Below are 26,553 nucleotides of genomic sequence, written 5' to 3'. Positions count from 1 at the left end.
TAGGCTGGGCAATGGCGAGTAGGCACGTATACCCGCCTAACCGCGAAAGGTTAGCGGGCGGCCAACTGTGCGGAAGGCATCAGGTAATGCGGCCACCAGCCGCAAAATCACGCGGCGGAAAGTAATGTTACATATTATATAAATAATATGCAATAACAAGTTGGTAAAATGCAGATAGTGTTGATCTGATTACCGCCTGGGCTCTGTAATTTTTTGGGGAGTGCGTTACATTGTTGTTGCGCTAAGCTGAATGCCCAGAACAAGTAGTAGAAAGCCGACTCACGCTCGGGTAATACCCTGGGCTCCAAATACCAATGCGGTGGGCTGCCCGAGACGCAGTACCCGCGCTTACGGCGCCTCCGATACTTCCACGCGGCGGTTGCGGGCATCGGGCGAGGGGTAAAGCGGGCGTGTGTCGCCGTAGCCCACGGTGCTGATGCGCTCCGGTGCCACGCCGCCAGCCTTCAGCAAATATGCCTTTACCGCCTCGGCCCGTTGCTCCGAAAGCGCCTGGTTTTTGTCGGGCTCACCGATGCGGTCGGTGTGGCCGGCCACCAGCAGGCGCAGGGTAGGGCGGGCTTGCAATTCGGCGGCGAGCTGGTTTAGGGCCGGCAAGGCTTCGGGCAACAGCTCGGGGGTGCCCAGTTTAAACAGCACCGTCGGCAGCACCACCGGTTTCGGGCTGATGACAAGCGGCGCTGGGGCGGCGCGGGTGGTATCGGGCGGGGTGGGCTTGGGCGCCGGGGCGGGCGTGGGTTTAGGCTTGGGTGCCGCCCCGCTTGCCTGCACCGTAATGGGTACCACGGCGCTTTCGCGCGTGCGGTAAAAGCCTTGCGTGAGGTAAAAAGTAGTGGTTTTGCTGAGCTTGGTACGGTAGCTGTTGCCGGTGTTCACGAGCTGCTTCAGGTCGGCATCGGCGTACCAGCGCACGTCGCGCCCCGATACCCGAATGGTGGTAAGCGTACCGGCCGTTACCTTGGCTGCCGATTTCAACTTCACGCGGTAAAGCGTAAAGCTGCCGTTGTCGCAGTCGCCTACGGGCTCGTAGGCGGCGCGGCCGGTCAGCTTTTCTTCCTTGGCATCATAAGTAAAGGCAATGGTGCCATCGCACCAGTAGCTGAACGGCGTGGCACCGGTTTCATTGAGCTTGCGCACGTGTTCCAGGGCCATGCCCGTGGCCGTGCGCGTGGCCCGTACCTGAAACGTGACGGTTACGTTGGGGCGGCCGGTGGCCTCTTGGTACAATACGCCAAATAGGGCGTTGCCCTTGCCTTGCTGCACGCGCAGCAGGGCAGGCCAGGTAGCACCCGGCTCGCCGGGGTCGGTTTCGACGCCTTGCCAAATGCCTGCCAACGTTTGGGCGTTTGCACTGCTTGCTAGCAACCAACCCAGCAAGCCTATCCACATGCCGTGTTTCATACCCCAATGTATGCCGTGTTTGGGGTTTGGTTCAAGCCATGCCGGGTCAGAAGTGTAGTATTGTGAACTGTGCGGGCAGTGATGCGACGCTACCCTCCAGGCGCAACAGGACTTTGCACTTCACGAGACATGATTCTTCAGCGTACCTTTCACCTAACCCTGGGCTCCGCACCAGATCAGGCTTTGAACCTGCTGCGTTCCATGTTGGAGGATACCCGCGTAACCACGCTGCAGCACATTGCCCGGATTAGCTCCGAGCAGTTGCACTGGCAGTACCAACCCGGTTGGAACACGGTGGGGGCATTGCTCGCGCACCTCACGGCGCTGGAACACTACTTTCGCATCGTATACGTGGAAGGCCGGGCCCTAACCGATGCCGAAAACCAGCACTGGCTCCCTGCGCTGGACCTAGGCGTGCACGTGCCGCAATTGATTACTGGGCAAGACCTGGCCAGTTACCAAGCCGGCTTGGCCGAGTCGCGGCACCAACTGTTGGCGGCCCTAGAGGGCGTCAGCGAAGAGCAACTCACCCGCCGCATCGAGGATTACGACCCGGTACACGGTTGCAACCTGGCCTGGGTCTTGTTTCACCTTGCTGAGGACGAGATTTACCACCGCGGCCAAATTAGCTTGCTCCTAAAGCTGCAGCGCGCCCATAACGAAACCGGAACGCTGCCCTTAACGCCGCAAAGCAAACTGTAGCCTGCTTACTGGCTATCAGAAAGTTGAGGAGCAGTGGATTGCCGCTTATTCAAGTCGAGCAGATGACAACTAGATGGCGTCCAATCCCGGCAAGCCGAGCAGCTCTGCGGCGCGCCGCGCTACACGTTTGACACTGACAACATCAGGGCCCGTGATGGTGAGGTGACCCATCTTGCGGCCTGCTCGCGCATGCATTTTGCCGTACAGGTGCAAGTGCGTCCCAGGCAGGCTAAGCACGGTGTGCCAATCCGGCTCTTGCATTTGGCCGTTGGCGTCAAACCACACTTCACCCAATAAGTTGAGCATGATGGCCGGCGAATGCTGACGCGGCTGCGGCAAGGGCAAGCCGGCCATGGCACGCACCTGCAAATCAAACTGCGATACGTCGCAGGCGTCGAGGGTGTAATGGCCGCTGTTGTGTGGGCGCGGGGCCATTTCGTTGACCACCAACCTGCCGTACTCGCTGCCATCATCCACCACAAAAAACTCAACGCACAGCACCCCAACGTAGCCTAGGTGCTCGGCGATGGCAACGGCGGCTTCGCGGGCTCTGGTTGCCAGGGCAGGCGGCATATTGCCTTCGTGCGCGTGGGTTACGGCCAAAATGCCACCGACGTGCACGTTGCGCTGCGGAGCGAAGCTGGCTACTTGCCTGTCGCAGCCGCGGGCCACCAGCACCGAGCACTCGGCGGTGAGCGGCAACAACTTTTCCAGCACGCAAGCGGTGCCGCCCAACTCTGCCCAGCGGGCGGCCAGTTCAGCAGCGGTCCGGACGCGCACCTGGCCTTTACCATCGTAGCCCATGCGCGCAGTTTTTAGGATGCCAGGCAGCAAATCGGCCCGGTTCTCCTGAATGGCCTGCAGCTGGGCCGGCGTTTCAAGTACTGCGTAGGGCGCGCACGTCACCCCCGACACGTCGGCGCAAGCCGCAAAGTGGGCTTTTTCCGCCATGCGGTCTTGGGCAATGCCCACCACGGCCGCGCCCGGCGCCACGGGGCGCGTATGGGCCAGCGTTTGCAGGGCCTCGGCGGGTACGTTTTCAAACTCAGTGGTAATGGCCTGGCACAGGTCGGCTAGTTGCGCCAGACCGGCCGGATCGTCGTAAGCAGTCTGGATATGGTGGTGGCTTACCAAGCCGGCCGGGCTTTGCGCGTCGGGGTCCAGCACGGCGGTGAAGTAACCTAGGCGCTGGGCGGCATGCACAAACATCCGGCCCAACTGGCCGCCGCCCATCACGCCTAGTGTGGCCCTACGGCCAGCTGCGTCCGCACTGCCCGGCAAAACTGAAGTCATGGCTGCAACGTGCTTATCGGCGTTCATAGGGGCAGTTCCATGGCGCGAGCGGCCTCGGTTTGTTCGGCGCGAAACGCCTGTAGCTTTGTCGCTAGGTCTGGGTTGTGCAACGCCAGCATGCTTACCGCGAACAGCGCAGCATTGGCCGCTCCGGCATCGCCGATAGCGAATGTAGCCACCGGCACTCCTTTGGGCATCTGCACGATGCTGTGCAGCGAGTCGACCCCTTGCAAATGGCGACTTGCCACCGGTACCCCCAACACCGGTACAGTTGTTTTGGCGGCCATCATGCCCGGCAGGTGGGCAGCACCACCCGCCCCGGCTATGATGGCTTGCAGGCCGCGCGGGCCGGCTTGTTCGGCGTAAGCAAACAAGTCATCGGGCATGCGGTGCGCCGACACCACGCGCGCTTCGTGCGCCACGCCAAACTGCGTAAGGATTTGCACGGCGTGCTGCATGGTGTTCCAGTCGCTGCTGGAGCCCATGACTACGCCGACCAGGGGCTTGAGAGTATTGGGGAAGGAAGGTGTACTCATTGAATTCATTTAGTCGTCATGCCGAGCGAAGCCGAAGCATCTCTAGGCTCGTTCGACGAAGCGGTAGAGATGCTTCGGCTTCGCTCGGCATGACGTTCTATAGTGTCATTGTTCTTGTTTTGCGCATTGTTATCAGCGCTCCAGCAGGATTTCCGTGCCCAAAATCACCATGTCCACTCGGCCATTCAGCGTTTGGTTGATGAAGGGCGTGTTCTGGGATTTGGATTTCATAAACTCCTTCGTGAAGGTAGTTTCCGCCTCAGTGTCGAACAGGACGCAGTCGGCTGGCTGACCGACCTCGATGGTGGGTACCGGCAGGCCCATCAGGCGGCGGGGCTCGGCCGAGTAGCGCTTCACCACCAAGTCCCACCCAAATTTCCCGGGCCGTACGAAGAAGTGGTAGAGCGACACCAAGGCCGTTTCCAAACCGGTGATGCCGTTAGGCGCGCTGATAAAATCCTGGGCTTTTTCGAACGGCGTGTGCGGAGCGTGGTCGGTGGCAATCAGGTCGAATACGCCTTCCTTCAGCCCCTCGAGCAGGGCGTCGCAATCGGCCTGCGTGCGCAGCGGCGGGTTCATCTTGTAATTGGTGTCGTAGTCGCCGATATGTTCGTCGGTGAACAACAGGTGATGCGGGGCTACTTCGGCCGTTACCTTCACATCGCCGCGCGATTTCCACCAGCGGATGGTTTCCATGCCGAGCTTGCTGGAAACGTGTTGGATGTGAATGTGCGCGCCCGCCGCCCGGGCCAGGCGAATGTCGCGGTCGATGATGATTTCCTCGGCGCAAGCCGGCGAGCCTTTGATGCCAAGCCGGTAGCTCATCACGCCTTCGTTGAGGGAGCGCGGCCCGGCCAGCTCCGGCACCTCGCAATGGCTGGCGAAAAACATCCCAAACTCGGTGGCGTACTGCATGGCCCGCAGCAGCACGGCCGGGTCGCTGGTGGTATCCCCGTCGTCGGTGAGCATTTTCACCCCGAGCGCGCGCATGCCGTCAATTTCGGCCAGCTCCTTGCCTTGGCGGTCTTTGGTAACGCAGCCGGAGGTGTACACCGGAATGCGAGACTTGCGCTCGGCGCTTTCCAGCACGGTAGCTACCACCGCCGCCGAGTCGATGGCCGGGCGGGTGTTCGGCATCATCACCACACCCGTAACGCCGCCGTTGATGGCTGCTTCGCTGCCCGTGGTAATGGTTTCTTTGTTTTCAAAGCCCGGGGCGCGGAAATGCACGTGGGCATCGAACATGGCCGGCATCAGAATCCGGCCCCGCGCGTCGATGACGCGGGCGCCCTCCGGAATGGCTAGGTTGTTCCCGACGTCCTGAATTTTTCCTTCGACAATCAGGACATCGCCTTCGAGCAGGGTGGGTGAGTTTTCGGAGGCGATGCGGGCGTTTTGAAGGAGAAGCATGGATGATTGAGTTCTGTAAACCGGCAAGGAGTGTTGGGAAGACCTGGCTATTGGAGGTGCAAATAAATGACGTAATCAGCCGTCGTTTTGAGCGCTCAAGCCACTACCGGCCCGCTGGCGCGGTGCCGCGCTACCTAGGGCTTGGATTAGTTGCTAGGCAGTAAAGTGCGGCAGCGGAGCAGCCGAGCGCCCAAAAGTTGGTTCCGACCTAGGGGATTCGCCGCCCGGCGTGAGCCAGTCGAGCACGGCCATTCGAACGGCAATGCCGTTTTCGACTTGGTTGTTGATCAGGCTGCGCTCGTAGTCCATCACGGCATCGCACAGTTCAACGCCGCGGTTCACGGGGCCGGGGTGCATGATGTAGAGGCCGCGCTGGCGGATTTCCTCCAACCGCTCGGTGGTGATGCCGTAGAGCCGGTGGTATTCGCGCAGGCTGGGGAAAAACTGCACGTCCTGGCGCTCCATCTGCACGCGGAGCAGGTACACCACATCGGGGGCCCACGCCATGGCTGCGTCGTAGTCGGTGAAGCGGCGGATGGTTTCGGGGCCGTACTTGGGCACCAAGGAGCCCGGCCCTAGGTAGGCTACCTCCACGCCCAGCTTTTGCAGCAAGTTGCTGGTAGAGCGCGCCACGCGGGAGTGAAGAATATCCCCGATGATGAGCACTTTTTTGCCCCGCGGGTCGGGGAATTTCTCCTTGATGGTAAAGGCGTCGAGCAAGGCCTGGGTGGGGTGCGCGTGCGCCCCGTCGCCGGCGTTGATAACCGAAGCCTTGGTTTGGCGGGCAATCATGCCGGGCAGGCCCGATCGGCTGTGGCGCACCACGATGTAATCGGTGCGCATGGCCTGAAGCGTTTCTACTGTTTCGCGGATCGACTCGCCCTTGGTTACGGAGGAATGCGCGACGTTAAAGTTAGTGACCTCGGCGGAAAGGCGTTTGGCCGCGACTTCGAAGGAGGTGTGCGTGCGGGTGCTGGGCTCGTAGAACAGCATCAGCACGGACTTGCCCTCAAGCGCCGGCACTTTCTTCACCGAGCAGGTGAATACTTGTTTAAAGGAGGTGGATTGGTCGAGCAGAAACTCGATTTCCTCACGGTGAAGGGATGCAATGTCGAGCAGGTCTTTACGTGCCATACCGGGGTTGAGGAAAAGGGAAGTCGTCTAGCTAAAACGCACGGTGTAAAATCTTATCTGCCAGTACCTTCAGCGAAGCAATGGGCTGTCGGGGCGGGCCTGGGTGCCGGGAGCCACCAGAGAGGGTGAGGGGGCCGGTGTGCAGCAGGGGTGTCTGGCCGGCATTGGGGCCAGGCACGGGCTGGGCGGCAGGAGCAGCCGAACGCAACGGGCATAAAAAAACCGTTTCGGAATCCGAAACGGTAGCGGGGCAATACCCAGAAAAAACAACGGAAATGGCAGCGGCGAAATCAGGAAAACCGGCGGTGGCGAAGACCTTCCGGTCTACTCGCGGTTCCTTGCCGAGCAGGGGCCCGCGCTTCAGCAACAGGTTTTTTGGTTGAAGCACGATGCAAAACTACGGCGTTGCTGTGATCCGTAACACACCGGTAATATTATCTTTTTGTTCCCTTGCATTTATCCAGCCCGCCTAAACCAGTAACGCGCAACGCTCCGGCAGTGCACCCAAGCCTGCTCGCACAAGGCTTCTTACATCAGATGCAGCACAGGCTCGGCCCGAAGCGGTGCTGCGTATGCCTGTTGCCTGCTACGGCTGCGCCCGTAACCAAGCCTGGGCTTCTTCGAGGTCGTTGAACAAAAACAGGTCGAGCTGGTCGCTGATGCGGTGCTTCAGGTCCTCGATGGAGTATTGCCCAAACACATCGGGCGAAACAACCTGCCCGATGGAGCGCAAGCCAGCCGAGATTATCAGCGGCGTCCAGATTTGCTGAATCCAGTCGTTGGCTTCTACAAACGTGCCCACTAGCTCGCGGTGGTCGTTTAGCAACCTAGGGCACGGCAGTTGCCGAATCATTTCCAGGTGCGTCAGCCCGCCGGTCATTACGGTGCTCAGCGTTTGCCGGCCGCGCCAATGCGCATGAATCCATTCGTCGGCGTGGTTGTAATGAAGCGTCAGAAAAATACTGCCGTCGCCGCGGCGCAGGGTTTCATACATGAAGTCAAAAACGAGGCCTCGCGGCGCTGGGTATGCTGAAGGCGCAAAGAAAGCCCCTTGGCGGTAAAGTACGGAGATGCCACCTTAACAAGCGACTCCCATCGGTCCTAAAAGTCCTCGCGGCGGGCCCGGTTCTGAATGCGTTTCTCCCAACGCTTGCGCTTGGGCGCAATGCTGCCCCGGAGGTATTTCTCCATCACCAACACGGCGCACGGGGCGGCGGCGGTAGCGCCAAAACCGGCGTTTTCGAGGTACACGGCCACGGCAATTTTGGGGTTGTCGGCCGGCGCAAAACCCACGAACGCCGCGTGGTCGTCGCCCTCGTCGTTTTCCACGGTGCCGGTTTTGCCCGCCACTTTAATGCCCACATCGGCCAGGCTGGAGGCATCGGCGGTGCCGCCGCGCTGCATTACGGCCACCATGCCCGGCACTAGGGCGGCAAAATGCACGCTATCAATCAGGGTGCGGTGCTTTTGGGTGAAGCGCGGCAGCGGACCGCTCTCGCCCACGCTGCGCACCAAATGGGGCGCGTAGTACCAGCCGCGGTTGGCGATGATGACCGCCATGTTGGCCATTTGCAGCCCCGTGAGGTTGATTTCGCCCTGCCCGATGCTGAGCGAGTAAATGGAGCGGTACGTCCAGCCGCGGGTGCGGCGGGCTTTGTCGTAGTACGCGGGGGTGGGCAAGTGGCCCTTGGCTTCGCGGGGCAAATCGACACCTAGGGCCGAGTCGAGGCCGAACGAGCGGGCGTAGCGGCGCCACTGGGCCAAATTGGCGTGGCGGGCGGCTATGGTGTCGCCCGCCAAGGTATCGGGCACGCAGTCGATCAGCGTTTCCATTACCCGGTAGAAGTACGGGTTACAGCTGTACTTGAGAGCCGCCGTGAGGTTTTTGCCCGGCGGGTGGCGGTGCACGCAGTTTACCAGCGACTGGTCGCAGCGAAAGGCCGAGGCCGGCGTGATGGCGTGCATTTGCAGGGCCACGGCCGCATTCACCAGCTTAAACACCGAGCCGGGCGGGTTGGCCAGCATGGCCGGGCGGTTCAGCAGGGGCAGGTCTTCGTGCTCCAGCAGCTTCGTGCGCACGCCGGCCTGGTCGGGCGCGGTGATAGTGCTGGCCTGGTACACCGGCCCCGACACGTAAGCCAGAATTTCGCCGGTGCGCGGGTCGAGGGCTACCAAGTAGCCTTTGCGGCCGCCCATTAGCTTCTCGGCGTAGGTTTGCAGCTTCACATCAATGGTCAGGTGCAAATCCTGGCCTTGCTGAAAAGCGGTATCCTTGGCCCAACTGCCGTGCTGTTTGCCCTGCGCATCAACCAGTGGGTGCAGGTAGCCGCGGTGCCCCGCCAGCAGGCCGTTGTAGTAGGCCTCCACGCCGCCGTTGCGCAGCCGGTAAAACCGGCCGCGCCGGTAGCGCTTGGCCTGGTTATAGAAGGCTTGCGCTTCGGCCCCTAGGTAGCCCAGCACGGGAGCGGCGGCAGGGGAGGTGTAAGTGCGCCTGGGTCGCTCCCACAAGGTGAGCTGCGGCACCGTGGCGCTGCTGTCGCGGCGTATGCGTTCGGCTTCGGCTTTGGTTAAGCTAAGCTGAACGGCGTAGCCGCGCGACGCCTGGCCGTAGGACAGGGCATCGACAATGCGTCGGCGCACCGTGGTCGAATCCCAGCCGAGCAGCTCACCTAGGGCCAGGGTATCGAGTTGCCCACGGCGGGGCAGCTTCAGCAAGTACTGCGTGCGGGTATCAACCAGCACGGAGTCGTGGCGGTCGAGAATGCGGCCGCGCTGCGGCACATCGGGCAGCACCACGCGCTTGGCGGTGTAGCGTACGCTTGGGCTTTGGTTGAGGGTAGGCTGGTCGGTGGGCTGATCGGGCGAAGAGCAGGCGGCCAAACCCACCAGCACCGCTAGCAAGCGTTTTTTCGACCAGTTGAAGGCTGCGCGCATGAGGGTAAAGCTAAACAATTACCCGCTGTGCGCTACCGCCTCACACAGGCAGCCCGAACGGCCGATGCCGAGCCGAGTTGGGAATCAGCCACAACGCTTCGCTGCACTAGCTCCTGGTGCTACGTTGAGCTACCCGACCTATGCGCCCTGCTGCACGGCCTCGGTTGGTTGCGTGCGGACCTTCCAGCGGAAATACACGAACAGCGGCAACCCCGTCATGATCAGCCCCAGCCCCATGGCCGACTGCACCGGTTGCGTTACAAGGGTGTGCAGCGTGAACGTAGCGGCAAACAGCAAGAGCAGAATTTGCACGTACGGGTACCCCGGCACCGGGCCCGGTATCCGACCTAGGCGCTTCATGTTGACCACGGCCACGGCCAGCAAGCCATAAAACAAGAAAGTGGCGAAAATGACCAGATCGGTTAGCCGCTCGAAGGTGCCCGACACAATGAGCACGGTACTCCAGGCCATCGTGAACAGCAAGGCCCGGTGGGGGGTGCGGTAGCGCGGGTGCACTGCGGCGGCGGCCCGAAAAAAGTAGCCTTCCTGCGCCATCCGAAACTGCACCCGGGCGTGCGAGAGCAGTACCGCATTAAGCGTTCCAAATACGCTTACCAAAATCAGCACCGCCACGCCGGTTTTGCCCCACGCGCCCAGCAGCGCCTCGGCCGCCGCGGCGGCGCCTATTTCGTTGGGGCCTACCGCTGCCAGCGCGGCCAACGGCAGGGCCCGCAGGTAGGCGTAGTTTACCAGCACGTACAGGATGATGGCCACCGTTACGCCCCCGATGATGGCCCTGGGTACGTTGCGGCGCGGGTCTTTAATTTCGCCCGTCACGAAGGACAAATCCACCCAACCGTCGTAGGCCCAGAACACGCTGAGCAGCGCGCCCAAAAAAGCACTGGCCAACGACACCTCGCGCACGGGCGCCGGGGCGGCCGCTGCCGCGCCATCCGGCGTTGGCGCCGACAAGAATATGCCCGCCAGAATCAGCAGGAGTATGCCCATGATTTTGGCCGCCGTAAATACAATGCTGAGCCGCCCGCTGCCGCTTACGCCCCGGTAGTTTACCCAGGTAAGCGCCGCCGTGGTGCCAATGGCCAGCAGCTTAATGCCCGAATCGGCAAAGGGGTAAATCCATCCCCCAACGGATAGCTGCGCCCAGGCCTCGGCCGGGTTGGGCAAGGGCAGCAGGGAGTTTACCGATTGGGCAAAAATGAAGGCCAGCGCCGCCACCGAGGCTGAGCCAATGATGGCGTAATCCGTCCAGCCGAACAAAAACGAGGCGAAGTTGCCGAACGACAACCGCAGGTACTCGTACACCCCGCCCGACTCCTCGGTAAGCGACGCCATGCCCGACAGATTAAGGGCTCCGCAAATTGTAACCACGCCTGCCGCTACCCAGGCTGCCAGTATCCACTCCTCGCTCAAGCCGCTCTGGGCCAGCGGTACGATTTTCTTGAATACGCCAGAGCCTATCACGATGCCCGCCACCAGCATAGTGCCGCTCGCGGCGCCAAAGGCACGAATTAGGGTTGCGGGTGCGGACGCGGCGGGTTTTTCGGGGCTGTTCATGCGCCAAGCTAACTGGTTTTGCCGCTGCCGGGTTGCCGGGGCGGCAAATGCCTCCTAGCGCCGCTCTGGCTTATGCACCGGCCAGCCGCGGGCGCGTGGCGCGGCCCGGTTTGGGCACGCAAGATTTATGCGCCAGGAAGTTAGGCCGTGGAACCGGGATCGTGGCTCAGGCCCTAAAGCAAATGCCCGGTGGTGGGTGCGGCCCCGTGACGCCTACCCAGCCCGCCGCGGGCGCGGGCGGGCCGCTTCGTGCACCAGCTGCGTAGCAAGCGCTAATTGCTTGTCCAGGTCCTTGAGCCGGGCCACAGCGTGCACGATGCTGCGCTGCTTGCCCACGGTGAGGGCCACAAAGCGGGCGTGCAAGGCTTCGTCCTGGGCCAGCAGCGCGGCCAGTACCTCGGGTACCTCCACGCCCAGCGGGTCCTCATCCAGGCTCAGCGCCGCGTTTATCTCGTCGCCCAGTTGCTTACCCAATGTTTTCAGGTGCTTGCCCGCCACAATGACGAAAAAGCTGCCGTCGCCGAAGTGGTTCAGGCCGCAGCTGTACGACACGCGTCCGTCGAGGGTGCACACCAAGCGGGTGCGGCCCTGCTGCGGAAACTGCGCCACCAGCTCGGCGGGCAAGTGCAGGTAGTAATAGCCGCCCTTGCGCTTGTCGAGCTGGGCCAGCGGTGCGATGCCGGAGTACAGGATCATGAGGTAGTTTGAGAGACGAGACGAGTGAGCAACTCGCCCCGGGGGGCAAGGTTTGGGGAAATCAGAATCCGACCCGAATAAAACCTGCGGGTAGCGGACCACTGCAAGGATAACCACTAAAAAGCCGCCCCGCCCAGACGATTCCCAGCGGCGCGGTACCGGTTAGCCGCCAGTGAGGCTGGAGCTGCTTGCGGTTATGACCAGCTAATCGGTGAAACATCCAGCAAGACCGGCCGGGCGTTGCCTGGCGCGAGTTTAGCGCCGCCGCGCGTTCAGCCCGCAACCCATGCTGACCTTGCCGCGACGCCGCTGACGCGTGCCGGAAGCGTGCGCCGGCGAAGTGTTAGGCGTTTCGTAAACTTACGGCGAGCCGGGTGCTGGCGCGGTTTGCTCGGCCGTCCTCAGCCGGTTGAATCCGTCAAACGCCGCTTTACTACGCGCCCCCGCCGCGTCCGCCTTATGCACCGCCGCCTCTTTCTGCGCCACGCCGCCCTGGCCACCACGGCCCTGGCCGCGCTGCCGCTTAGCGTCTGTTCGCCCCCGGAAAGCGCCCCGTCCGAAGCCGCCCCGCCCGCCGGCGAAGCGTCCGGCGGCCCCCTGCATGAGGCTACGCTGGCGGACTTGCAAGCCTACCAGCAGCAGGGCCGCTACTCGGCCCGGCAGCTGACGGAGCTGTATCTGCAGCGCATCGAAGCGCTAAACCACAAGGGCCCCACCCTGCGCGCCGTGCTCTCGACCAACCCCGAGGCGCTGCGCATCGCCGACGCGCTGGACCAGGAGCGGCGGGCCGGCCGGGTGCGCGGGCCGCTGCACGGCATCCCGATTCTGCTCAAAGACAACATCGACACCGGCGACAGTCAGTTCACAACCGCCGGGGCCCTGGTGCTGGCCCGCCACCGGGCCCGGCAGGACGCGTTCATCGTCCGGCAGCTGCGTGCCGCCGGGGCCGTGCTGCTGGGCAAAGCCAACTTAAGCGAGTGGTCGAACTTCCGCTCGACCAGCAGCTCCAACGGCTGGAGCACGCTGGGCGGGCAAACGCGCAACCCCTACGTGCTCGACCGCTCGCCCAACGGTTCCAGCTCCGGCTCGGCCGTGGCGGCGGCGGCCAACCTGTGCGCCGCCGCCGTGGGCACCGAAACCGACGGATCGGTGGTGTCGCCGGCTTCGGCCTGCGGCTTAGTGGGCCTCAAGCCCACCGTGGGGCTGCTGAGCCGGGCGGGCATCATCCCGATTTCCAGCACCCAGGACACGGCCGGCCCGCTCGCGCGCACCGTGCGCGACGCGGCCCTGCTGCTGGGCGCGCTGGCCGGCCCCTCGGCGGCGCCCGACCCCGCCGACCCGGCTACCGCCGCCCGCGCCGGGCAGGACCCGACCGACTACACCGCTTACCTGCAAGCCAGCGCCCTGCAGGGCCAGCGCCTGGGCGTGGAAAAGTCCCACCTGCGCGACCCTTCCGCCGCCGGGGACTTGCTGCGGCAGGCCGTCGCGGAGCTGAAAAAGCTGGGGGCCACCCTCGTGGAAGTAGAGCTGCCGCGGCCGCTCAAGCCCATTGGCGAAGCCGAGATGGAAGTGCTGCTCCACGAGTTTAAGGACAGCGTGAACCGCTACCTGGCCGCGGCCGGAGCGCCGGTAAAGTCTCTGGCCGAGGTCATTGCTTTCAACCGGAAGCACGAGGCCCGCGTGATGCCGTATTTCGAGCAGGAGCTGCTAGAACGGGCCGAGCAAACCACCGGGCTGGGCAGCGCCCGGTACCGGGCCGCGCTGGCCCGCTCCAACGACGCAAGCCGCCGCGGCCTGGACCAACTGTTTACCGGCCTTCGGCTCGCGGCCCTGGTGGGCATTACCGCCGGCCCGGCCTGGAGCCTGGACCTGGTGCACGGCGACTCCGACGCGGGCCCGAGCTTCACCACGCCTGCCGCTACGGCCGGCTACCCCCACCTGACCGTGCCCATGGGGCAAGTCCACGGGCTGCCGGTGGGCCTCTCGTTCGTGGGCCCGGCCTGGAGCGAGGCCCGCCTGCTGGGGCTGGGCTACGCCTACGAGCAGGCCACCGGCCACCGGCGGGCGCCGGCGTTTCGGGCCGGGCTGGCGGGCCAGTAGGGCCACCCAGGCGCCAGCGGTTAGGGCACCGGCCAAACGCCGGTCTTGACTAGGTGTTCCTGCCCTTCGGGCACTAGGCTTTGGCCGCCTTGGCTGCCGCGGTGGCAGCGCAGCAGCCTCAGCCGGCCGCCACATCCGGGTAATGCGGCGGCTCCGTCGCTGCGGCGCCTGATCGACGACGCGGGCTGGCTTGCCGGAGCCGCTGAAACAGCATGGCCGCCAGCCACATGGCGGCCGGGGACGCTACCAGGTACAGCCACAGCCCGGTGTAGTCGCGGGCTGCCACGGCGGAGGCCAGGCTGCGCAGCGGATTTAGGCTCATGCCGGAGAGGGGCGTTTCCCAGATCACGTACGCGGCCAGCAGCCCCGCCCCGATCCAGCCCGCGGCCTTGTGCAGCTGCGCCGAGTGCAGCGCCGCCAGCAGCGCCAGCATAAACACCAAGGCAATGACGAATTCCGCAACGAAGGCCACCAAGGGGCCGTCGGGTCCGGGCTGGGTGGTGCCGAAATCAATACGGGGGTGGCTGTAATAGGCGAAGAGGGTGAGTTTGAGCAGCCACACCGACGCGAAGCCGCCTACCGCCTGGGCCAGGGCGTACCAGAGCGCATCGGTGCCGCTGATTTTGCCCAGCTGCCAGAAAGCCAGCGTGATGGCCGGGTTGAGGTGGGCCCCGGAACGCTGGCCCCAGGGGGTATAGGTAATGGCCGCCACCAGCAGCCCCATCCCCACGCCCAGCGGCACTCGGCGCAGCTCCTGGCCTATGCCGCGCGCCGCCAGGGCCTGGTGCAGCCCCGAGTCCGGGTGCTCCAAGGCGATGGAAAGCAGGCCGGTTCCGATTACGAACAGGGCCAGGCCCGCGGCTTCGGTAAGGTAGTAGGGCCAGTGCTGGTTTCGGCTGAATCCCGGGTTTGGATGTGGCATTCGAGGAAACTTTAAAAAAAAGTACGTGGACTCAACTCGCAAACACCCTTACGCACTGAGGCGGCGAGGGGAGGGGCGAGCGGCAGCCGCAGTATACGCCTCGCGCCGTCCGGTCGGCGACCAAGCGGCGCGGAACCGGCTGGCTGCTGGGGCCTCTTGCAGTTGTGATTAGCCAATTAGTAACACATCCAGCAACCCCGGCCGACCGGCGTAATTGCGGGCGCTGCTATATTGAAAGTCTTCGGGCGCATCTACAAAACCAGCCGATACGGGGTTGCGGTGCAGGTACTCCAGCCGCTGGCGGCGCAGCTCGTTGGAATAAAGCTCGATGGGGTGGTTGTTCTGCTGCCAGAACTGGTAGTGCTCGTTGTGGGTATTGCGCTGCCCGGCGCGTCGGAACATCCACAGCATCCACTCGCGGCGGCTTTCCTGCTGGTTTTCTTGAATAGCTTGCAGCAGGGTTTTGGCGGTGTGGCGTTTCAGGTCGCGCAGGATGGCCGAGAGGTTGTCCTGTTCGCTGCTAATGATGAGGTGGGCGTGGTTGGTCATCAGGCACCAGGCGTACACTTCCAATCCTTTGTGCTGCTGGCAATAGCGCAGGCCGTCCACGAAGAGGTCGTTGTAAAGCCGCCGCGTAAATACGTCAATCCAGTTGACGGTGGCGAAGGAAACAAAATAGAGCTGCCGCGAATCCTGAATCTTATACTTCTCACTCATACCGATAAGGTAGCCGTTTGCCGGCTTTGCCTGGCTCTGCCTGGCGCGAGTTTAGCGCAGCGTAACTCGTGACCAGCCTTGCCGGGAGGCTGTGCCTCCCCCGTCAGAACGACCAACGCCGCCCGGATTAGCAAGTTATCCGAGCGACGCGTGGCCGGTTTGCCGCTGTTGGCGGCAGTGGAGGCACAGCCTCCACCTCATGGCTGGTCACGAGTTACGCTGCGCTAAACTCGCGCCAGCGTGGGGCAGGCCCGTCTCGTACAAGATTTATGTTTACTACTAATGCTTTTTTAAATAACACTGTTTAACTGGGTCTGTAGAACTAGTAATAGGAATGAGCTTTTTTCCGCTGGCTACAAATCTATCAACACTATCGGAATCTATGTATTTAATCTTAGGAGAAAGCGGCTTTCTTGGAATGGTAAATATCTTTGACCTCAGGGTTAAAGTATCATGTGAGTTTTGCCAATATCCCGTAATGAGTGTATCGTAATAAATCATTTTATAATGAAACGTTTTATCTGGATTAAGAGTGAGACGTACCGCCGGTCTGTGGTATAATAAGCAAGAGTCATAATACACACCAGTATAATTTCTTGAACAACCAAGACTGAGAAACAGGCATAGTAAGAGCAGAAAAACTTTCATTTATTCTCAGTTATGGCTCCTTGCGGTAGTAGGTGCTTTTGCCAATTCGGAAGGCATTTTCAGTGCGTTTAGATGCATTTTTCAATAAGTAAAGAAATCAGTTTTTGATGGGGGTAATGCGTGCAGTACTTTTTCTAATGAACAAGCTATGTCTATTAATATAAGAAGGTAAAGTATTACCAATTACTAGCCAGGAATAATTAGAGTAGGTATTCTGATTAGCAGTGTTCTAGCTGCTAAAAGAGATACTGAGGGAATAACAGCAATTGTTCTCTCTGTGTGAGATTTGTAACGGATATAGTTTACTATAAATCGAAGGGCGGATTTGTATAACATGAAGCTTAGCGGTTAGCGGAAGCTGAATAAACGCCACTGGGACTGTTGCGGAGGCTGGAGCTCCTTGAGGACTGGGTATGCGCTACGTATAGCTATATAAACACGAAGCGTACCCGCTCCCGCTTCACGAAGTACCCGGCAGCTGCGGAAGCTACGAAGTCGCCGATGGTCAGGATGTCATGCTGGGACTTGCGGGGTGGCGCCGGTGTTGAGTGGAAAGGGTTACCGATGGGCTCATTAATGAAACTGGTAGCCGCTTTAGGGTTGAAGGGCCAGTAGATAGCTCCAATCAGAAACTTGGTTGTCCAAGCAATGACGTAAACGGCCAGGAAGAACAGCCCTAGAATGATCCAAAGCGGGGTGCCTCCATCCTGAAAACCTTCCGGGCTGATAAAGCCAGTGAAATCAAACTTGGAAACATCAACCCTGAACTGCTCAGAGAACTCGCAAAGCAACTGTTCAGTATCGAGCCCAGCGCTGCCCATATCTTCCTCTACACCGGTGCGTAAGCCATATTCAGCTTCGCAGCCTAATTGCTTCTCAACGAAGGCTGTCACTTGCTCGGCGGCCCGGCGTAAGTCGGCGAAACGAACTTCAATTGTTTCCATAGAACAAAAAACGGGTGCTGCCTCTCGCAAGGTAGCACCCGTTCGCATTCAGCCCAAGCAGCCTCAGCTTACATATTCCGCCGGTACTGACCGCCTACTTCGAACAGGGCGTTGGTAATCTGCCCGAGCGAGCAGGACTTCACCGTTTCCATCAGCTCCTCGAAAAGGTTTTCGTTCTGCACGGCCTTTTGCTGCAGGCGCTTCAGGGCGTCTTCGGCCTTATCGCGGTTGCGGACGTGCAGGTTTTGCAGCATTGAAATCTGGTACTGCTTTTCGTCCTCGGTGGCGCGGATAACTTCGGCCGGCTGCACCGTGGGCGAGCCTTTCGACGAGAGGAAGGTGTTCACGCCGATGATGGGCAACTCGCCGGTGTGCTTCTGCATCTCGTAGTAGAGGCTTTCCTCCTGAATTTTTCCGCGCTGGTACATGGTTTCCATGGCACCCAGCACGCCGCCGCGCTCCGTAATGCGGTCGAACTCGGCCATTACGGCTTCTTCCACCAGGTCGGTCAGTTCCTCGATGATGAACGAGCCCTGCAGCGGGTTCTCGTTCTTGGCCAAGCCCAGCTCGCGGTTGATGATGAGCTGAATGGCCATGGCCCGGCGCACCGATTCCTCGGTAGGCGTGGTAATGGCCTCGTCGTAGGCGTTGGTGTGCAGCGAGTTACAGTTGTCGTAAATGGCGTACAGCGCCTGCAGCGTGGTGCGGATATCGTTGAAGTCGATTTCCTGCGCGTGCAAGGAGCGGCCCGAAGTCTGGATGTGGTATTTCAACATCTGCGAGCGGCTGTTGGCGCTGTACTTCAGCTTCATGGCCTTGGCCCAAATGCGGCGTGCCACGCGGCCCATCACCGAGTACTCGGGGTCCATGCCGTTCGAGAAGAAGAACGACAGGTTGGGCGCGAAGTCGTTCACGTCCATGCCGCGGCTCACGTAGTACTCCACGAAGGTGAAGCCGTTCGACAGCGTGAGGGCCAGCTGCGTAATGGGGTTGGCGCCGGCCTCGGCAATGTGGTAGCCCGAAATCGATACGGAGTAGAAGTTCCGCACCTTGTTCGTGATAAAGTACTGCTGTACGTCGCCCATGAGGCGCAGCGAGAACTCCGTGCTGAAGATGCAGGTGTTCTGGGCCTGATCTTCTTTCAGGATGTCGGCCTGCACGGTGCCGCGCACCTGCGAGAGCGTGCGGGCCTTGATGGGCTCGTACACCTCGGCGGGCAGCACCTGGTCGCCGGTTACGCCGAGCAGCATCAGACCTAGGCCGTCGTTGCCCTCGGGCAGCTGCCCTTGGTAGCGGGGGCGCTCCTGACCTAGGGCCTCGTAGATCTGGTTGATTTTGGCGTCAACCTCGGCTTCGAGGCCATTCTCCTTAATGTACAGCTCGCACTGCTGGTCGATGGCTGCGTTCATGAAGCAAGCAGCCAGCGTAGCGGCCGGGCCGTTGATGGTCATCGACACCGAGGTAACCGGGTCGGCGAGGTTGAAGCCGGAGTACAGCTTCTTGGCGTCGTCGAGGCAGCAGATGCTCACGCCCGAGTTGCCGATCTTGCCGTAGATATCGGGGCGCAGGTCAGGGTCTTCGCCGTAGAGCGTCACCGAGTCGAACGCCGTGCTCAGGCGCTTGGCGGGCAAGCCAGCCGACACGTAGTGGAAGCGGCGGTTGGTGCGCTCGGGGCCGCCTTCGCCGGCAAACATGCGGGTGGGGTCTTCGCCTTCACGCTTAAAGGGGAACACGCCGGCGGTGTAGGGAAACTCGCCGGGTACGTTTTCCTGCAGCATCCACTTAAGCAAGTCGCCCCAGGCTTCGTAGCGCGGGGTGGCCACTTTGGGCACCTGCAAATGGGAGAGGGTTTCGGAGTGCGTTTTGATGCGGATTTCCTTGTCGCGCACCTTGAAGATGAACTCCGGAGCTTTGTAGGCGGCTACTTTTTGCGGCCAGGTCTCCAGGAGTCGCCAGTTTTGCCCGTCCAGCCGGAGCTTGATTTCCTCGAAGGCTTTCTCCAGGCCGGTTGCGAGTTCGGTTGGTTGGGGTCCGTGGCTGCTGCTCCCCCCGGCTCCGTTAGCGGCTGCTCCTCCTGTGCCGAGGCTTCGAACGGCTTCGATGCTTCGCTGGATTCCGTAGAGTTGCTGAGCGGTTTCGGCTTGTTTATCGACCCACTGGTCATACTGACGAATCGTTTCGGTGATTTCGGAGAGGTAACGCGTGCGGTGGGGCGGAATGATATACACCTTCTCGCTGGCAGCCTCCGAAGTTTCGAGCTGCGAGCTGAACGTGGCCCCGGTTTTCTGCTCGATGGTAGCCAGCACGGCGCGGTACAGGCGGTTCATGCCCGGGTCGTTGAACTGCGAGGCAATGGTGCCGTACACGGGCAGCTCGTCGAGGGGCTTGTCCCAGAGCTGGTGGTTGCGCTGGTACTGCTTGCGCACGTCGCGCAGGGCGTCCTGGGCGCCGCGCTTATCGAACTTGTTCAGTGCGATGACGTCGGCGAAGTCGAGCATGTCGATTTTCTCCAGCTGCGTGGCGGCGCCGTACTCGGGCGTCATCACGTACAGGCTGGCATCGGAGTGCTCGATGATTTCGGTGTCGCTCTGGCCAATGCCGGAGGTTTCCAGAATGATCAGGTCGAAGTCGGCGGCGCGCACCACGTCCACGGCATCCTGCACATACTTGCTCAGGGCCAGGTTGCTCTGGCGGGTAGCAAGGCTGCGCATGTACACGCGCGGGTTGTTGATGGCGTTCATCCGGATACGGTCGCCAAGGAGGGCACCGCCGGTTTTGCGCTTGCTCGGGTCAACCGAAATAATGGCAATGGTCTTGTCGGGGAAGTCGAGCAGGAAGCGGCGCACCAGCTCATCTACCAACGACGACTTGCCCGCGCCACCCGTGCCGGTGATGCCTAGAATGGGTGCTTTTTTAGTTGCCGGTTGCGAGTTGTCAGTTGTCAGGTTGTTCTGTTGGCCGTTGTTCTGGCCTTGTTCTGACAACTGATAACTGTCAACTAACAACTGCTTCACCTTCTCGTATTCCTCGGGGAAGTTTTCGGCAGCCGAGATGAGGCGACCTAGGCTGAGGGCGTCTTTCTCCTTTACGTGCTTGGCTTCGCCGTTCAGGTTTTTGCCCGTCGGGAAGTCGGCCTTTTCAAGCAGGTCGTTGATCATGCCCTGGAGGCCCATGGCGCGGCCGTCGTCGGGCGAGTAGATGCGCGTGATGCCGTAGCCCTGCAACTCCTCAATTTCAGAGGGCAGAATTACGCCGCCGCCGCCGCCGAAAATTTTGATATGGCCGGCGCCCCGCTCCTTGAGCAGGTCGTGCATGTACTTGAAGAACTCGTTGTGGCCGCCCTGGTACGAGGTAATGGCTATGGCCTGGGCATCTTCCTGAATGGCGCAGTCCACGATTTCCTGCACCGAGCGGTTGTGCCCTAGGTGAATTACTTCAGCGCCTGAGGCTTGGATAATGCGGCGCATGATGTTGATGGCCGCGTCGTGGCCGTCGAACAGCGCCGCCGCCGTTACGATGCGAACGTGGTTCTGGGGTTTGTAGGGAGCTACGGGAGCAGGGTGCATGGTAGAATCCGGACGAGTGGGAAATGGAGGGCTAAAGTACGAAAAAGCCCCGGCGGGGGTAGCGTCCGGGGCTAACGGGTGTTAGGCAGGTAGCCAAAAATTACCGATCCTTGGTTGTTAAAGAAGTTGGTAAATACACATTCAGTGGGATGCCTAACTGCTCTGCCAAACCCGCTGCAAATGTTTGGGTTGCCTGTAGCTCGCCCAAAGGGAGGGTCTTGACAATAATGCCCGTGTTGGAATGAGCAATGGATAGCATTACGACAACTTCCTGTTTGACCCGGTATGCATCATTCCAAATACCCCAGCTACTTGATGAAGGGGTGTTGTTATGCTGAGCAGAAGTGAAATGCTTCAGCGTAATACCTACGATTGATACGAGCGATTTCCAGCGCCCCAAAGAATGGCCCAATACAATAATGCAGGTGCGCTGAAGCCTGCGGGCTTGGTCTATTTCGAAGCCCGATTGCACAAGCCGAGTCGCGCCAAAGCAGGCCAAGGCAATGCCAACGGATAACAATGGCCTGTTGCTTAATAAGCTTGAGACAAATAAGGTGGCAAGAGGCGCAGCGAAGCTTAAGCCAGTTACAGGACCTTTTATAATGCGGATTGACAACGGATAAACGGGTGCTTGAAAGGTTGATAAAGAACACACGAATATATCCCTAATCTACCGCAGCTCCGCCAGCCGCAGCCGGAAGCCGGGCAGCACCGCCTCGCCGGACAACTCGTTATCGAAGCCCTGCACGGTTTCGGGCGCGGGCTGGCCGGGGCGGTAGATATAGGCCGTTTCCGTGTCGGGGTCGAGCAGCCAGGCCAGTTGGGCGCCGTTGCGCAGCCAGTCGTGCATTTTGGCTTGCAGATCTTTCAGCACGTCCGTTTTCGACTTCAGCTCCACTACAAACTCCGGGCACACGGGCGCAAACTTGTCCTGTTGCCCCGGCGTGAGGGCGTTCCACTTGGCGGCCGATACCCAGGAAGCATCGGGCGAGAGGATGGACGTATCGGGCAGGGTGAAGCCCGTGTTCGAGTCGAATATTTCACCGAGCTCGGCATGTTGGATAAACCAGGAATAAAGCTGCCCATTCAGGCGGGCGTTGCGTTTGCCGGAGCGGCTGCCGGTGGGCGACATAAGCAAAATTTCGTGGTGGGCGGTGCGCTCGATGCGCAGGTCGGGGTGCTGCTGACAGAAGTCGAAGAACTCGTCGTCGGTCATGCGGCCCAGGTAGGAGCCGCCCAGCAGAATGCCACCATGTTCCAAGGAAATACGCATAGGCTAAAGATACGCGGAAAAGGCAGGGTTGGCCAGCATTGGCAATCGGCCGGGCCACGGCGGCGGCATCCCTAGGTGGCAGCTGCACCCGCAGCGGCGGTGCACCTAGGCCCACCGATGGCGCCGAACAACGTTACCAACTGCCAAAGAAACGCAGCGGGCGCAAGTGCTCAGCGCCTTCTGCGCCAACCTCCGCGCCCTCTGCGGGCTAACACAGCCGCGCAACCTCCTGGCAGTTGCCAGCAGCCCCGGCACCTAGAGTATAATTTTATGGTAGATTTAACCAAGAAGAACATTGTTTAAAAGCAAGAGGTATATATCTTAAAACCCAAACTCACTTAATCCCTGAGGGGGACTTTCATTGGGTGGTTTTTGCCATTTATGTTGATCCATAACTTATTCGAACAACAAGCGCAGGCGTTTCCGGACGAGTGCGCCGTGCGGTTCGGAAACCAAGCGTTAACCTACCACGAACTCAACGAGCAGGCCGACGCGTTGGCCCGCAGCATTGTTCGCTTGTACCCCGATGACGTTTTCATCGGCCTGAGTACCCGGCGCAGCCTGAAAAGCATTGTGGGCATGCTGGCCATCCTGAAAGCGGGCAAGGCGTATTTGCCCCTCGACCCGGGCTACCCCACCCAGCGGTTGCAGCAAATGATTGCCGACACGCAAGTGCAGGCCTGCGTTGCCCTCGGGCAAGACGCCCCCTTTTTTGCGTCGCTCGGGCTTGCATGCGTAGATGCAGATTCAGAAGCTGTGCCGAATGCGGCGCCCATTGTGCCCGCCACCCATTGGGCCTATGTGATATATACTTCGGGCTCTACGGGCAAGCCCAAAGGCGTATGCGTGGGCCACGCCGGCGTAGTAAACCTGATTTTGTGGCAGGCGCGCAACACCAAGGTGCAGCGAGGCAGTGCGGTGCTGTGTTTTGCGCCCCTCACGTTCGATGCCTCGGTACAAGAGATTTTTCTCGCCTTCCATACCGCTGGCACGCTCGTGCTCGTCGACGATGAGTTGCGCCTCGACCCCCCGCGGCTGCTTCGTTTTTTGGAGCAGGCCTGCATCCGGCGCGCCGATATGCCTTGCGTGGTCTTGCAGTACCTGGCCGAAGCGGCCGAGGCCGAGCAGTTTTACCCGACTTGCCTGCACGAAGTATTAACCGGGGGTGAGCAATTAAAAATCACTCCTCAAATCGAGCGGTTTTTTAACGCCTTGCCCGGCTGCGACTTCTACAACCAATACGGCCCCACCGAAACCAGCATTTCGGCCTCGTGCTACCAACTGCAAGGGCCGCCCGCTCAGTGGCCGCGGTTGCCGCCCATTGGCCGCGCCATCGATAACGTAACCTTCGACATTCTCGACGAGGAGGGCCAGCCGGTGCCGCCCGGCACGGTGGGCGAGCTGTACATTGGCGGGGCCGGCGTAGCCGATGGCTACCTGAACGACCCCGAACTGACGGCCGCCAAATTTGGGGGCGCCCCTGGCCAGCGCCGCTACCGCAGCGGCGACCTAGTGCGCTGCCTGCCCGACGGCAACCTGGAATACCTAGGGCGTACCGACGGGCAAGTAAAAATCAGGGGCAACCGCGTGGAGGTAGGGGAAATAGAAGCGCGGCTAAGCCAAGTGCCGGGCATTAGCCAGGCCGTAGTGGTAGCCTTGGAAGAGGAGCCAGGCCAAAAGCAGCTGGTGGCCTACCTGGTGCCCGCCGAAGCCAAGGCGCCACCCGCGTTGGCCGCCGTGCGCGCTGCGCTCAAGCAACACCTGCCCGATTTTATGCATCCCGCCGCGTACGTTTGGTTGCCGCAGTTGCCCACCACCTCGAGCGGCAAAGTAAACCGAAAGGCCCTGCCCAAACCCGAGGCTTCCCAACCCGCGCAGGTGCCCCAGCAGGTGGTGGGCAGCGCCAGCGAAATAGCCATCTGCCAGGCGTGGGCGCACGTGCTGCGGTTGCCCGCTGTGGCCCTCGATGACAACTTTTTCGATTTAGGTGGCAACTCCCTGCTGGCCCTGAAAGCCATGGTGCAAGTGGAAACTGCAACCGGGTACCGGCTGCCGCTATCGGCCTTGTTCGAGGCTCCCACGCCCCGCCAGTTGGCCCGCGTCCTCGATGCCCAGGCCCACGCGGGCCCTTGGCGCTCCTTGGTGCCGCTGCAGCCCCATGGGGATAAGCCCCCGCTGTACGTGGTGCACGGCATGGGCCTGAACGTGGTGATTTTCCGGCACTTCGCGCTAGCTATGCCCCCCGATCAGCCGGTGTATGGCCTGCAGGCGATTGGGCTCGACGGCGTAACTAGCCCACCCGACACCATTGAGGAAATGGCTACGGCCTACGTGGCCGAGTTGCTCGAGCACAACCCCACTGGCCCATACGCCTTGGCAGGGTACTCGTTTGGCGGCATGGTAGCGTTCGAAATGGCTCACCAATTGCGCGCTTTGGGCAAAGAAGTGGTGCTGCTGGCCGTTATCGACTGCGAGGCCGATGCGCCCAAAACGCTAGCGCCGCCGCCTTTCTGGGCCCGCTTGGAGCGCCAGTGGCACCGGTTGCGCTGGGTAGCACGCTCCTTTTGGCGCTACCCGTTGGCTGCGTGCCAGCATTACGGCGCCTACGCCAAGTGGCTGATGCAGCGAGTGGCAGGGCAATTGCCCAGCAACCACCCCGAAACGGAGGTTGAGCGTTTTCATGCTATTTGGGCCCAGAACGACCAGGCCTGGGATCGGTACCAGCCCAAGCCTTACGATGGCGTAATCGACGTGATTAAGGCCCGAAACCGCATTCATGTGGTGTTCGAGCCCAGATACTACGGCTGGCAACCGTATTCCCGCCGCGGCGTGCGCATGCACGAGGTAAGCGGCGACCACGAGGGTATGTTGTTACCGCCTAATCACTTGGAGTTTGCCAAAGTGATGGACCTGGCCCTGGGCAAGCGGCAACTGGCTGCCGTGCCTGCACCCGCCGAGGCCGTGCTGTGCTAAGCCACGCGCCCCAGGTTTGCTGCGGCACCTGGCCGCCACCGGTGTGGCAGCCCACAACGTACCGCCCCGGGCCAGGCTGGCCAGTTGGGTTGGTGGTCTTTCGGGCGTCGATGGCTGCTGTGCACCCGCACTTGCCCGCCTGGGAGGCAGTGCTGTCGCCCGACGAGCGGGCCCGGGCGCAGCGCTACCGGCAAGCTCCCGATGCAGCCCGGTTTGTAGTGGGGCGCGGCCTGCTCCGGCTGCTGTTGGCCCATTGCCTGGGCCTGCCAGCGCGGGGCGTGGCCCTGGCACCTAGGGCCGGCAAACCAATGCTGCAGCAAAGCCAAGAGGGGCAACACTTCAACGTGGCGCACTCGGGCGAGTACGTGCTGGTGGCCTTGGCGCCCGGGCCTGTTGGCATCGACGTGGAGCAAATCGCGGACTACGACCCGCACTGCCGGGCCGTGGCCCAACGCAGCTTTGCGCCGGCCGAATACGCCTGGTTGCAACAAGCCGACGTGCCTGCCGAGGCATTCGGCAAACTCTGGACGCGCAAAGAAGCCTTGGCGAAGGCCGTTGGTACCGGCATCGACGCACATTGGCCCCACCTGCCAAGCCTCGATGGTGCGCAGGTTTTGCCGCCTTCGCCCGGCTTTGCGGGGCGCAATTGGGCCGTACATTCGTTTGCGGCGGCACCCGGCTACGCGGCAGCGGTAGCGCACGAGACGGCCGCGTGGGCAAACCATCCGCCGCTATTTGTAGATGTCGACGCGAGCTTGCTGGATATAGCAGCGGGGTAGGGCTACTCTTCCATCAGCAGCTCAAAGTACAGGCTGGGCTGCAAGGCATGAATCGTCCAGGCGGCTTCGCTGTTTTCGCGCTCCAGCATCACCTGCTTGGCTTCGCGCTTTACCGGTACCGAAAAGTATTTCTTCTGCGGTTCGGCGGTTTCGCTTTGCAGCCACTGAATGGTAGCCGCTACGGGTTGTGCCGCAAGGTTGATGTGGTAGGAGCGCAGATCAACCGTAAGCCACCCTTTTTGCTTGGGCCATACTTTCAGCTGTACATCCTGCTGCAGCAGGGCTTTGCCGGGTTTGCCTTGTTCGTAGGCGTACAGGTTCAGGCGGAAGCGCAGCAGCTCGTAATTGTTGTCGTGCAGGTACACGTGAAACTGCTCCAGCACGGCGGGCTTGGCGGGGTGCAGCACCGCCCCAAGCTCCCAGCCCCATTCATCGTCGACGGTGTTCTTGCCGCTCGAGCCTGCCACCCACCGCACGTCGCCCTTGGCGCTTTTCCGACCTAGGGTAGCGGGCTTTACCCGGCGGTGCGCCACTACTACGTTCGCGAGGGTTTGCTCTTGCGGCGCGAGCCGCACCACGCGTTGGCCAGATGCAAGCTGGGCGGGCAGTAACAACGCGCGGGTAAACCCTACGCTAGTAACCACCACCGTGTCGCGAAAATCGGCGGGCAGGCGCAGCAGGTAGCGGCCTTGCTCGTCGGCCACCGTGCCAAGGCCGCGGCGCGGCACGCCCAGGGTGGCAAACGGCACGGGCAGGCCGGTGTGCGCGTTTAACACCTGGCCTTCGAGAGGCTCTTGCTGCCCTTGGGCCATCAGCGGTAAAACACCTAGGAATAAGGTGGCAAGCAGCCTCAGATTCATTGGCTTGGTTGGTGTAAGCCCTAGGTGGCGCCTGGCCCGCCACGTAAGCAGGCCAGGCGCCACCTAGGGCAA

The 26,553-nt window shown here is 61.4% G+C and carries 20 protein-coding genes; 4 read left to right on the top strand and 16 right to left on the bottom strand.

The window, feature by feature from the left end:
• Positions 1-348: 348 nt before the first annotated feature.
• The gene (locus tag D3Y59_RS04950; protein ID WP_119444041.1) at positions 349-1,419 is read right to left on the bottom strand and encodes an OmpA family protein; all 1,071 of its coding nucleotides are present in this window, start codon (positions 1,417-1,419) and stop codon (positions 349-351) included.
• Between the two features lie 129 nt (positions 1,420-1,548).
• On the opposite strand from D3Y59_RS04950, the gene D3Y59_RS04945 reads away from it, so the two are divergent.
• Positions 1,549-2,121 (top strand): DinB family protein, encoded by a 573-nt coding sequence (locus D3Y59_RS04945; protein ID WP_162910557.1) that lies wholly within the window; start codon positions 1,549-1,551, stop codon positions 2,119-2,121.
• 69 nt (positions 2,122-2,190) lie between these two features.
• Here the strand turns inward: D3Y59_RS04945 and D3Y59_RS04940 are convergent, their stop codons facing one another.
• The 8 genes from D3Y59_RS04940 to D3Y59_RS04905 form a co-directional block, all read right to left on the bottom strand.
• Positions 2,191-3,414, bottom strand: coding sequence for a 5-(carboxyamino)imidazole ribonucleotide synthase (locus D3Y59_RS04940; protein WP_119446332.1), 1,224 nt, complete (start codon positions 3,412-3,414; stop codon positions 2,191-2,193).
• 23 nt (positions 3,415-3,437) lie between these two features.
• Positions 3,438-3,950, bottom strand: a complete 513-nt coding sequence (gene purE, locus D3Y59_RS04935) for a 5-(carboxyamino)imidazole ribonucleotide mutase (RefSeq protein WP_119444039.1) — start codon at positions 3,948-3,950, stop codon at positions 3,438-3,440.
• A 132-nt stretch (positions 3,951-4,082) separates the two neighbouring features.
• Positions 4,083-5,360 carry a dihydroorotase gene (locus D3Y59_RS04930; RefSeq protein WP_119444038.1) on the bottom strand — a complete coding sequence of 426 codons (1,278 nt, stop codon included), beginning with the start codon at positions 5,358-5,360 and terminating at the stop codon, positions 4,083-4,085.
• Between the two features lie 153 nt (positions 5,361-5,513).
• Entirely contained in the window at positions 5,514-6,494 is a 981-nt protein-coding gene (locus D3Y59_RS04925; RefSeq protein ID WP_119444037.1) for an aspartate carbamoyltransferase catalytic subunit, read from the bottom strand.
• 586 nt (positions 6,495-7,080) lie between these two features.
• Complete coding sequence (locus tag D3Y59_RS04920; protein ID WP_119444036.1) at positions 7,081-7,488, bottom strand: hypothetical protein; 408 nt, start codon at positions 7,486-7,488, stop codon at positions 7,081-7,083.
• 107 nt (positions 7,489-7,595) lie between these two features.
• Positions 7,596-9,428: a peptidoglycan D,D-transpeptidase FtsI family protein gene (locus tag D3Y59_RS04915; protein ID WP_119444035.1), complete on the bottom strand. Its 1,833-nt coding sequence runs from the start codon at positions 9,426-9,428 to the stop codon at positions 7,596-7,598.
• Between the two features lie 138 nt (positions 9,429-9,566).
• Positions 9,567-11,003: an APC family permease gene (locus tag D3Y59_RS04910; RefSeq protein ID WP_119444034.1), complete on the bottom strand. Its 1,437-nt coding sequence runs from the start codon at positions 11,001-11,003 to the stop codon at positions 9,567-9,569.
• A gap of 213 nt (positions 11,004-11,216) precedes the next feature.
• Positions 11,217-11,699 carry a YdeI/OmpD-associated family protein gene (locus D3Y59_RS04905; protein WP_119444033.1) on the bottom strand — a complete coding sequence of 161 codons (483 nt, stop codon included), beginning with the start codon at positions 11,697-11,699 and terminating at the stop codon, positions 11,217-11,219.
• A 459-nt stretch (positions 11,700-12,158) separates the two neighbouring features.
• Here D3Y59_RS04905 and D3Y59_RS04900 point away from each other — a divergent pair, with 459 nt between their 5' ends.
• Positions 12,159-13,799 (top strand): amidase, encoded by a 1,641-nt coding sequence (locus D3Y59_RS04900; RefSeq protein ID WP_119444032.1) that lies wholly within the window; start codon positions 12,159-12,161, stop codon positions 13,797-13,799.
• A gap of 118 nt (positions 13,800-13,917) precedes the next feature.
• Here D3Y59_RS04900 and D3Y59_RS04895 read toward each other — a convergent pair whose 3' ends face one another.
• From D3Y59_RS04895 to D3Y59_RS04875, 6 genes are all read right to left on the bottom strand, one after another.
• Positions 13,918-14,721: an aquaporin gene (locus D3Y59_RS04895; RefSeq protein WP_119444031.1), complete on the bottom strand. Its 804-nt coding sequence runs from the start codon at positions 14,719-14,721 to the stop codon at positions 13,918-13,920.
• Positions 14,722-14,889: 168 nt separating this feature from the next.
• Positions 14,890-15,438, bottom strand: a complete 549-nt coding sequence (locus D3Y59_RS04890) for an REP-associated tyrosine transposase (RefSeq protein ID WP_119444030.1) — start codon at positions 15,436-15,438, stop codon at positions 14,890-14,892.
• Between the two features lie 1,076 nt (positions 15,439-16,514).
• Complete coding sequence (locus D3Y59_RS04885; RefSeq protein ID WP_162910556.1) at positions 16,515-17,030, bottom strand: DUF1493 family protein; 516 nt, start codon at positions 17,028-17,030, stop codon at positions 16,515-16,517.
• A gap of 68 nt (positions 17,031-17,098) precedes the next feature.
• Entirely contained in the window at positions 17,099-20,596 is a 3,498-nt protein-coding gene (locus D3Y59_RS04880) for a methylmalonyl-CoA mutase family protein (protein ID WP_119444028.1), read from the bottom strand.
• Positions 20,597-20,696: 100 nt separating this feature from the next.
• The gene (locus D3Y59_RS18210) at positions 20,697-21,212 is read right to left on the bottom strand and encodes a hypothetical protein (RefSeq protein ID WP_162910555.1); all 516 of its coding nucleotides are present in this window, start codon (positions 21,210-21,212) and stop codon (positions 20,697-20,699) included.
• Between the two features lie 54 nt (positions 21,213-21,266).
• Positions 21,267-21,869: a Uma2 family endonuclease gene (locus D3Y59_RS04875; RefSeq protein WP_240410536.1), complete on the bottom strand. Its 603-nt coding sequence runs from the start codon at positions 21,867-21,869 to the stop codon at positions 21,267-21,269.
• A gap of 381 nt (positions 21,870-22,250) precedes the next feature.
• Here D3Y59_RS04875 and D3Y59_RS04870 point away from each other — a divergent pair, with 381 nt between their 5' ends.
• Positions 22,251-24,842, top strand: a complete 2,592-nt coding sequence (locus tag D3Y59_RS04870; RefSeq protein WP_119444027.1) for a non-ribosomal peptide synthetase — start codon at positions 22,251-22,253, stop codon at positions 24,840-24,842.
• 110 nt (positions 24,843-24,952) lie between these two features.
• On the top strand, positions 24,953-25,621 hold the full coding sequence (locus D3Y59_RS04865; protein WP_119444026.1) for a 4'-phosphopantetheinyl transferase family protein: 669 nt from the start codon (positions 24,953-24,955) through the stop codon (positions 25,619-25,621).
• Between the two features lie 2 nt (positions 25,622-25,623).
• Here D3Y59_RS04865 and D3Y59_RS04860 read toward each other — a convergent pair whose 3' ends face one another.
• A complete protein-coding gene (locus D3Y59_RS04860) occupies positions 25,624-26,481 on the bottom strand; it encodes a carboxypeptidase-like regulatory domain-containing protein (RefSeq protein WP_119444025.1) in 858 nt (285 codons plus the stop codon).
• Between the last annotated feature and the right edge of the window lie 72 nt (positions 26,482-26,553).

This window comes from Hymenobacter oligotrophus, from assembly GCF_003574965.1.
Lineage (GTDB): Bacteria > Bacteroidota > Bacteroidia > Cytophagales > Hymenobacteraceae > Solirubrum > Solirubrum oligotrophum.
This window is presented reverse-complemented; position numbering and strand designations above follow the sequence as displayed.

Coding starts and splice junctions, on each gene's coding strand:
- D3Y59_RS04950 (WP_119444041.1), bottom strand. CDS start 1,419: ATGAAACACGGCATGTGGATAGGCTTGCTGGGTTGGTTGCTAGCAAGC.
- D3Y59_RS04945 (WP_162910557.1), top strand. CDS start 1,549: ATGATTCTTCAGCGTACCTTTCACCTAACCCTGGGCTCCGCACCAGAT.
- D3Y59_RS04940 (WP_119446332.1), bottom strand. CDS start 3,414: ATGACTTCAGTTTTGCCGGGCAGTGCGGACGCAGCTGGCCGTAGGGCC.
- purE (WP_119444039.1), bottom strand. CDS start 3,950: ATGAGTACACCTTCCTTCCCCAATACTCTCAAGCCCCTGGTCGGCGTA.
- D3Y59_RS04930 (WP_119444038.1), bottom strand. CDS start 5,360: ATGCTTCTCCTTCAAAACGCCCGCATCGCCTCCGAAAACTCACCCACC.
- D3Y59_RS04925 (WP_119444037.1), bottom strand. CDS start 6,494: ATGGCACGTAAAGACCTGCTCGACATTGCATCCCTTCACCGTGAGGAA.
- D3Y59_RS04920 (WP_119444036.1), bottom strand. CDS start 7,488: ATGTATGAAACCCTGCGCCGCGGCGACGGCAGTATTTTTCTGACGCTT.
- D3Y59_RS04915 (WP_119444035.1), bottom strand. CDS start 9,428: ATGCGCGCAGCCTTCAACTGGTCGAAAAAACGCTTGCTAGCGGTGCTG.
- D3Y59_RS04910 (WP_119444034.1), bottom strand. CDS start 11,003: ATGAACAGCCCCGAAAAACCCGCCGCGTCCGCACCCGCAACCCTAATT.
- D3Y59_RS04905 (WP_119444033.1), bottom strand. CDS start 11,699: ATGATCCTGTACTCCGGCATCGCACCGCTGGCCCAGCTCGACAAGCGC.
- D3Y59_RS04900 (WP_119444032.1), top strand. CDS start 12,159: ATGCACCGCCGCCTCTTTCTGCGCCACGCCGCCCTGGCCACCACGGCC.
- D3Y59_RS04895 (WP_119444031.1), bottom strand. CDS start 14,721: ATGCCACATCCAAACCCGGGATTCAGCCGAAACCAGCACTGGCCCTAC.
- D3Y59_RS04890 (WP_119444030.1), bottom strand. CDS start 15,438: ATGAGTGAGAAGTATAAGATTCAGGATTCGCGGCAGCTCTATTTTGTT.
- D3Y59_RS04885 (WP_162910556.1), bottom strand. CDS start 17,030: ATGGAAACAATTGAAGTTCGTTTCGCCGACTTACGCCGGGCCGCCGAG.
- D3Y59_RS04880 (WP_119444028.1), bottom strand. CDS start 20,596: ATGCACCCTGCTCCCGTAGCTCCCTACAAACCCCAGAACCACGTTCGC.
- D3Y59_RS04875 (WP_240410536.1), bottom strand. CDS start 21,869: ATGCGTATTTCCTTGGAACATGGTGGCATTCTGCTGGGCGGCTCCTAC.
- D3Y59_RS04870 (WP_119444027.1), top strand. CDS start 22,251: ATGTTGATCCATAACTTATTCGAACAACAAGCGCAGGCGTTTCCGGAC.
- D3Y59_RS04865 (WP_119444026.1), top strand. CDS start 24,953: ATGGCTGCTGTGCACCCGCACTTGCCCGCCTGGGAGGCAGTGCTGTCG.
- D3Y59_RS04860 (WP_119444025.1), bottom strand. CDS start 26,481: ATGAATCTGAGGCTGCTTGCCACCTTATTCCTAGGTGTTTTACCGCTG.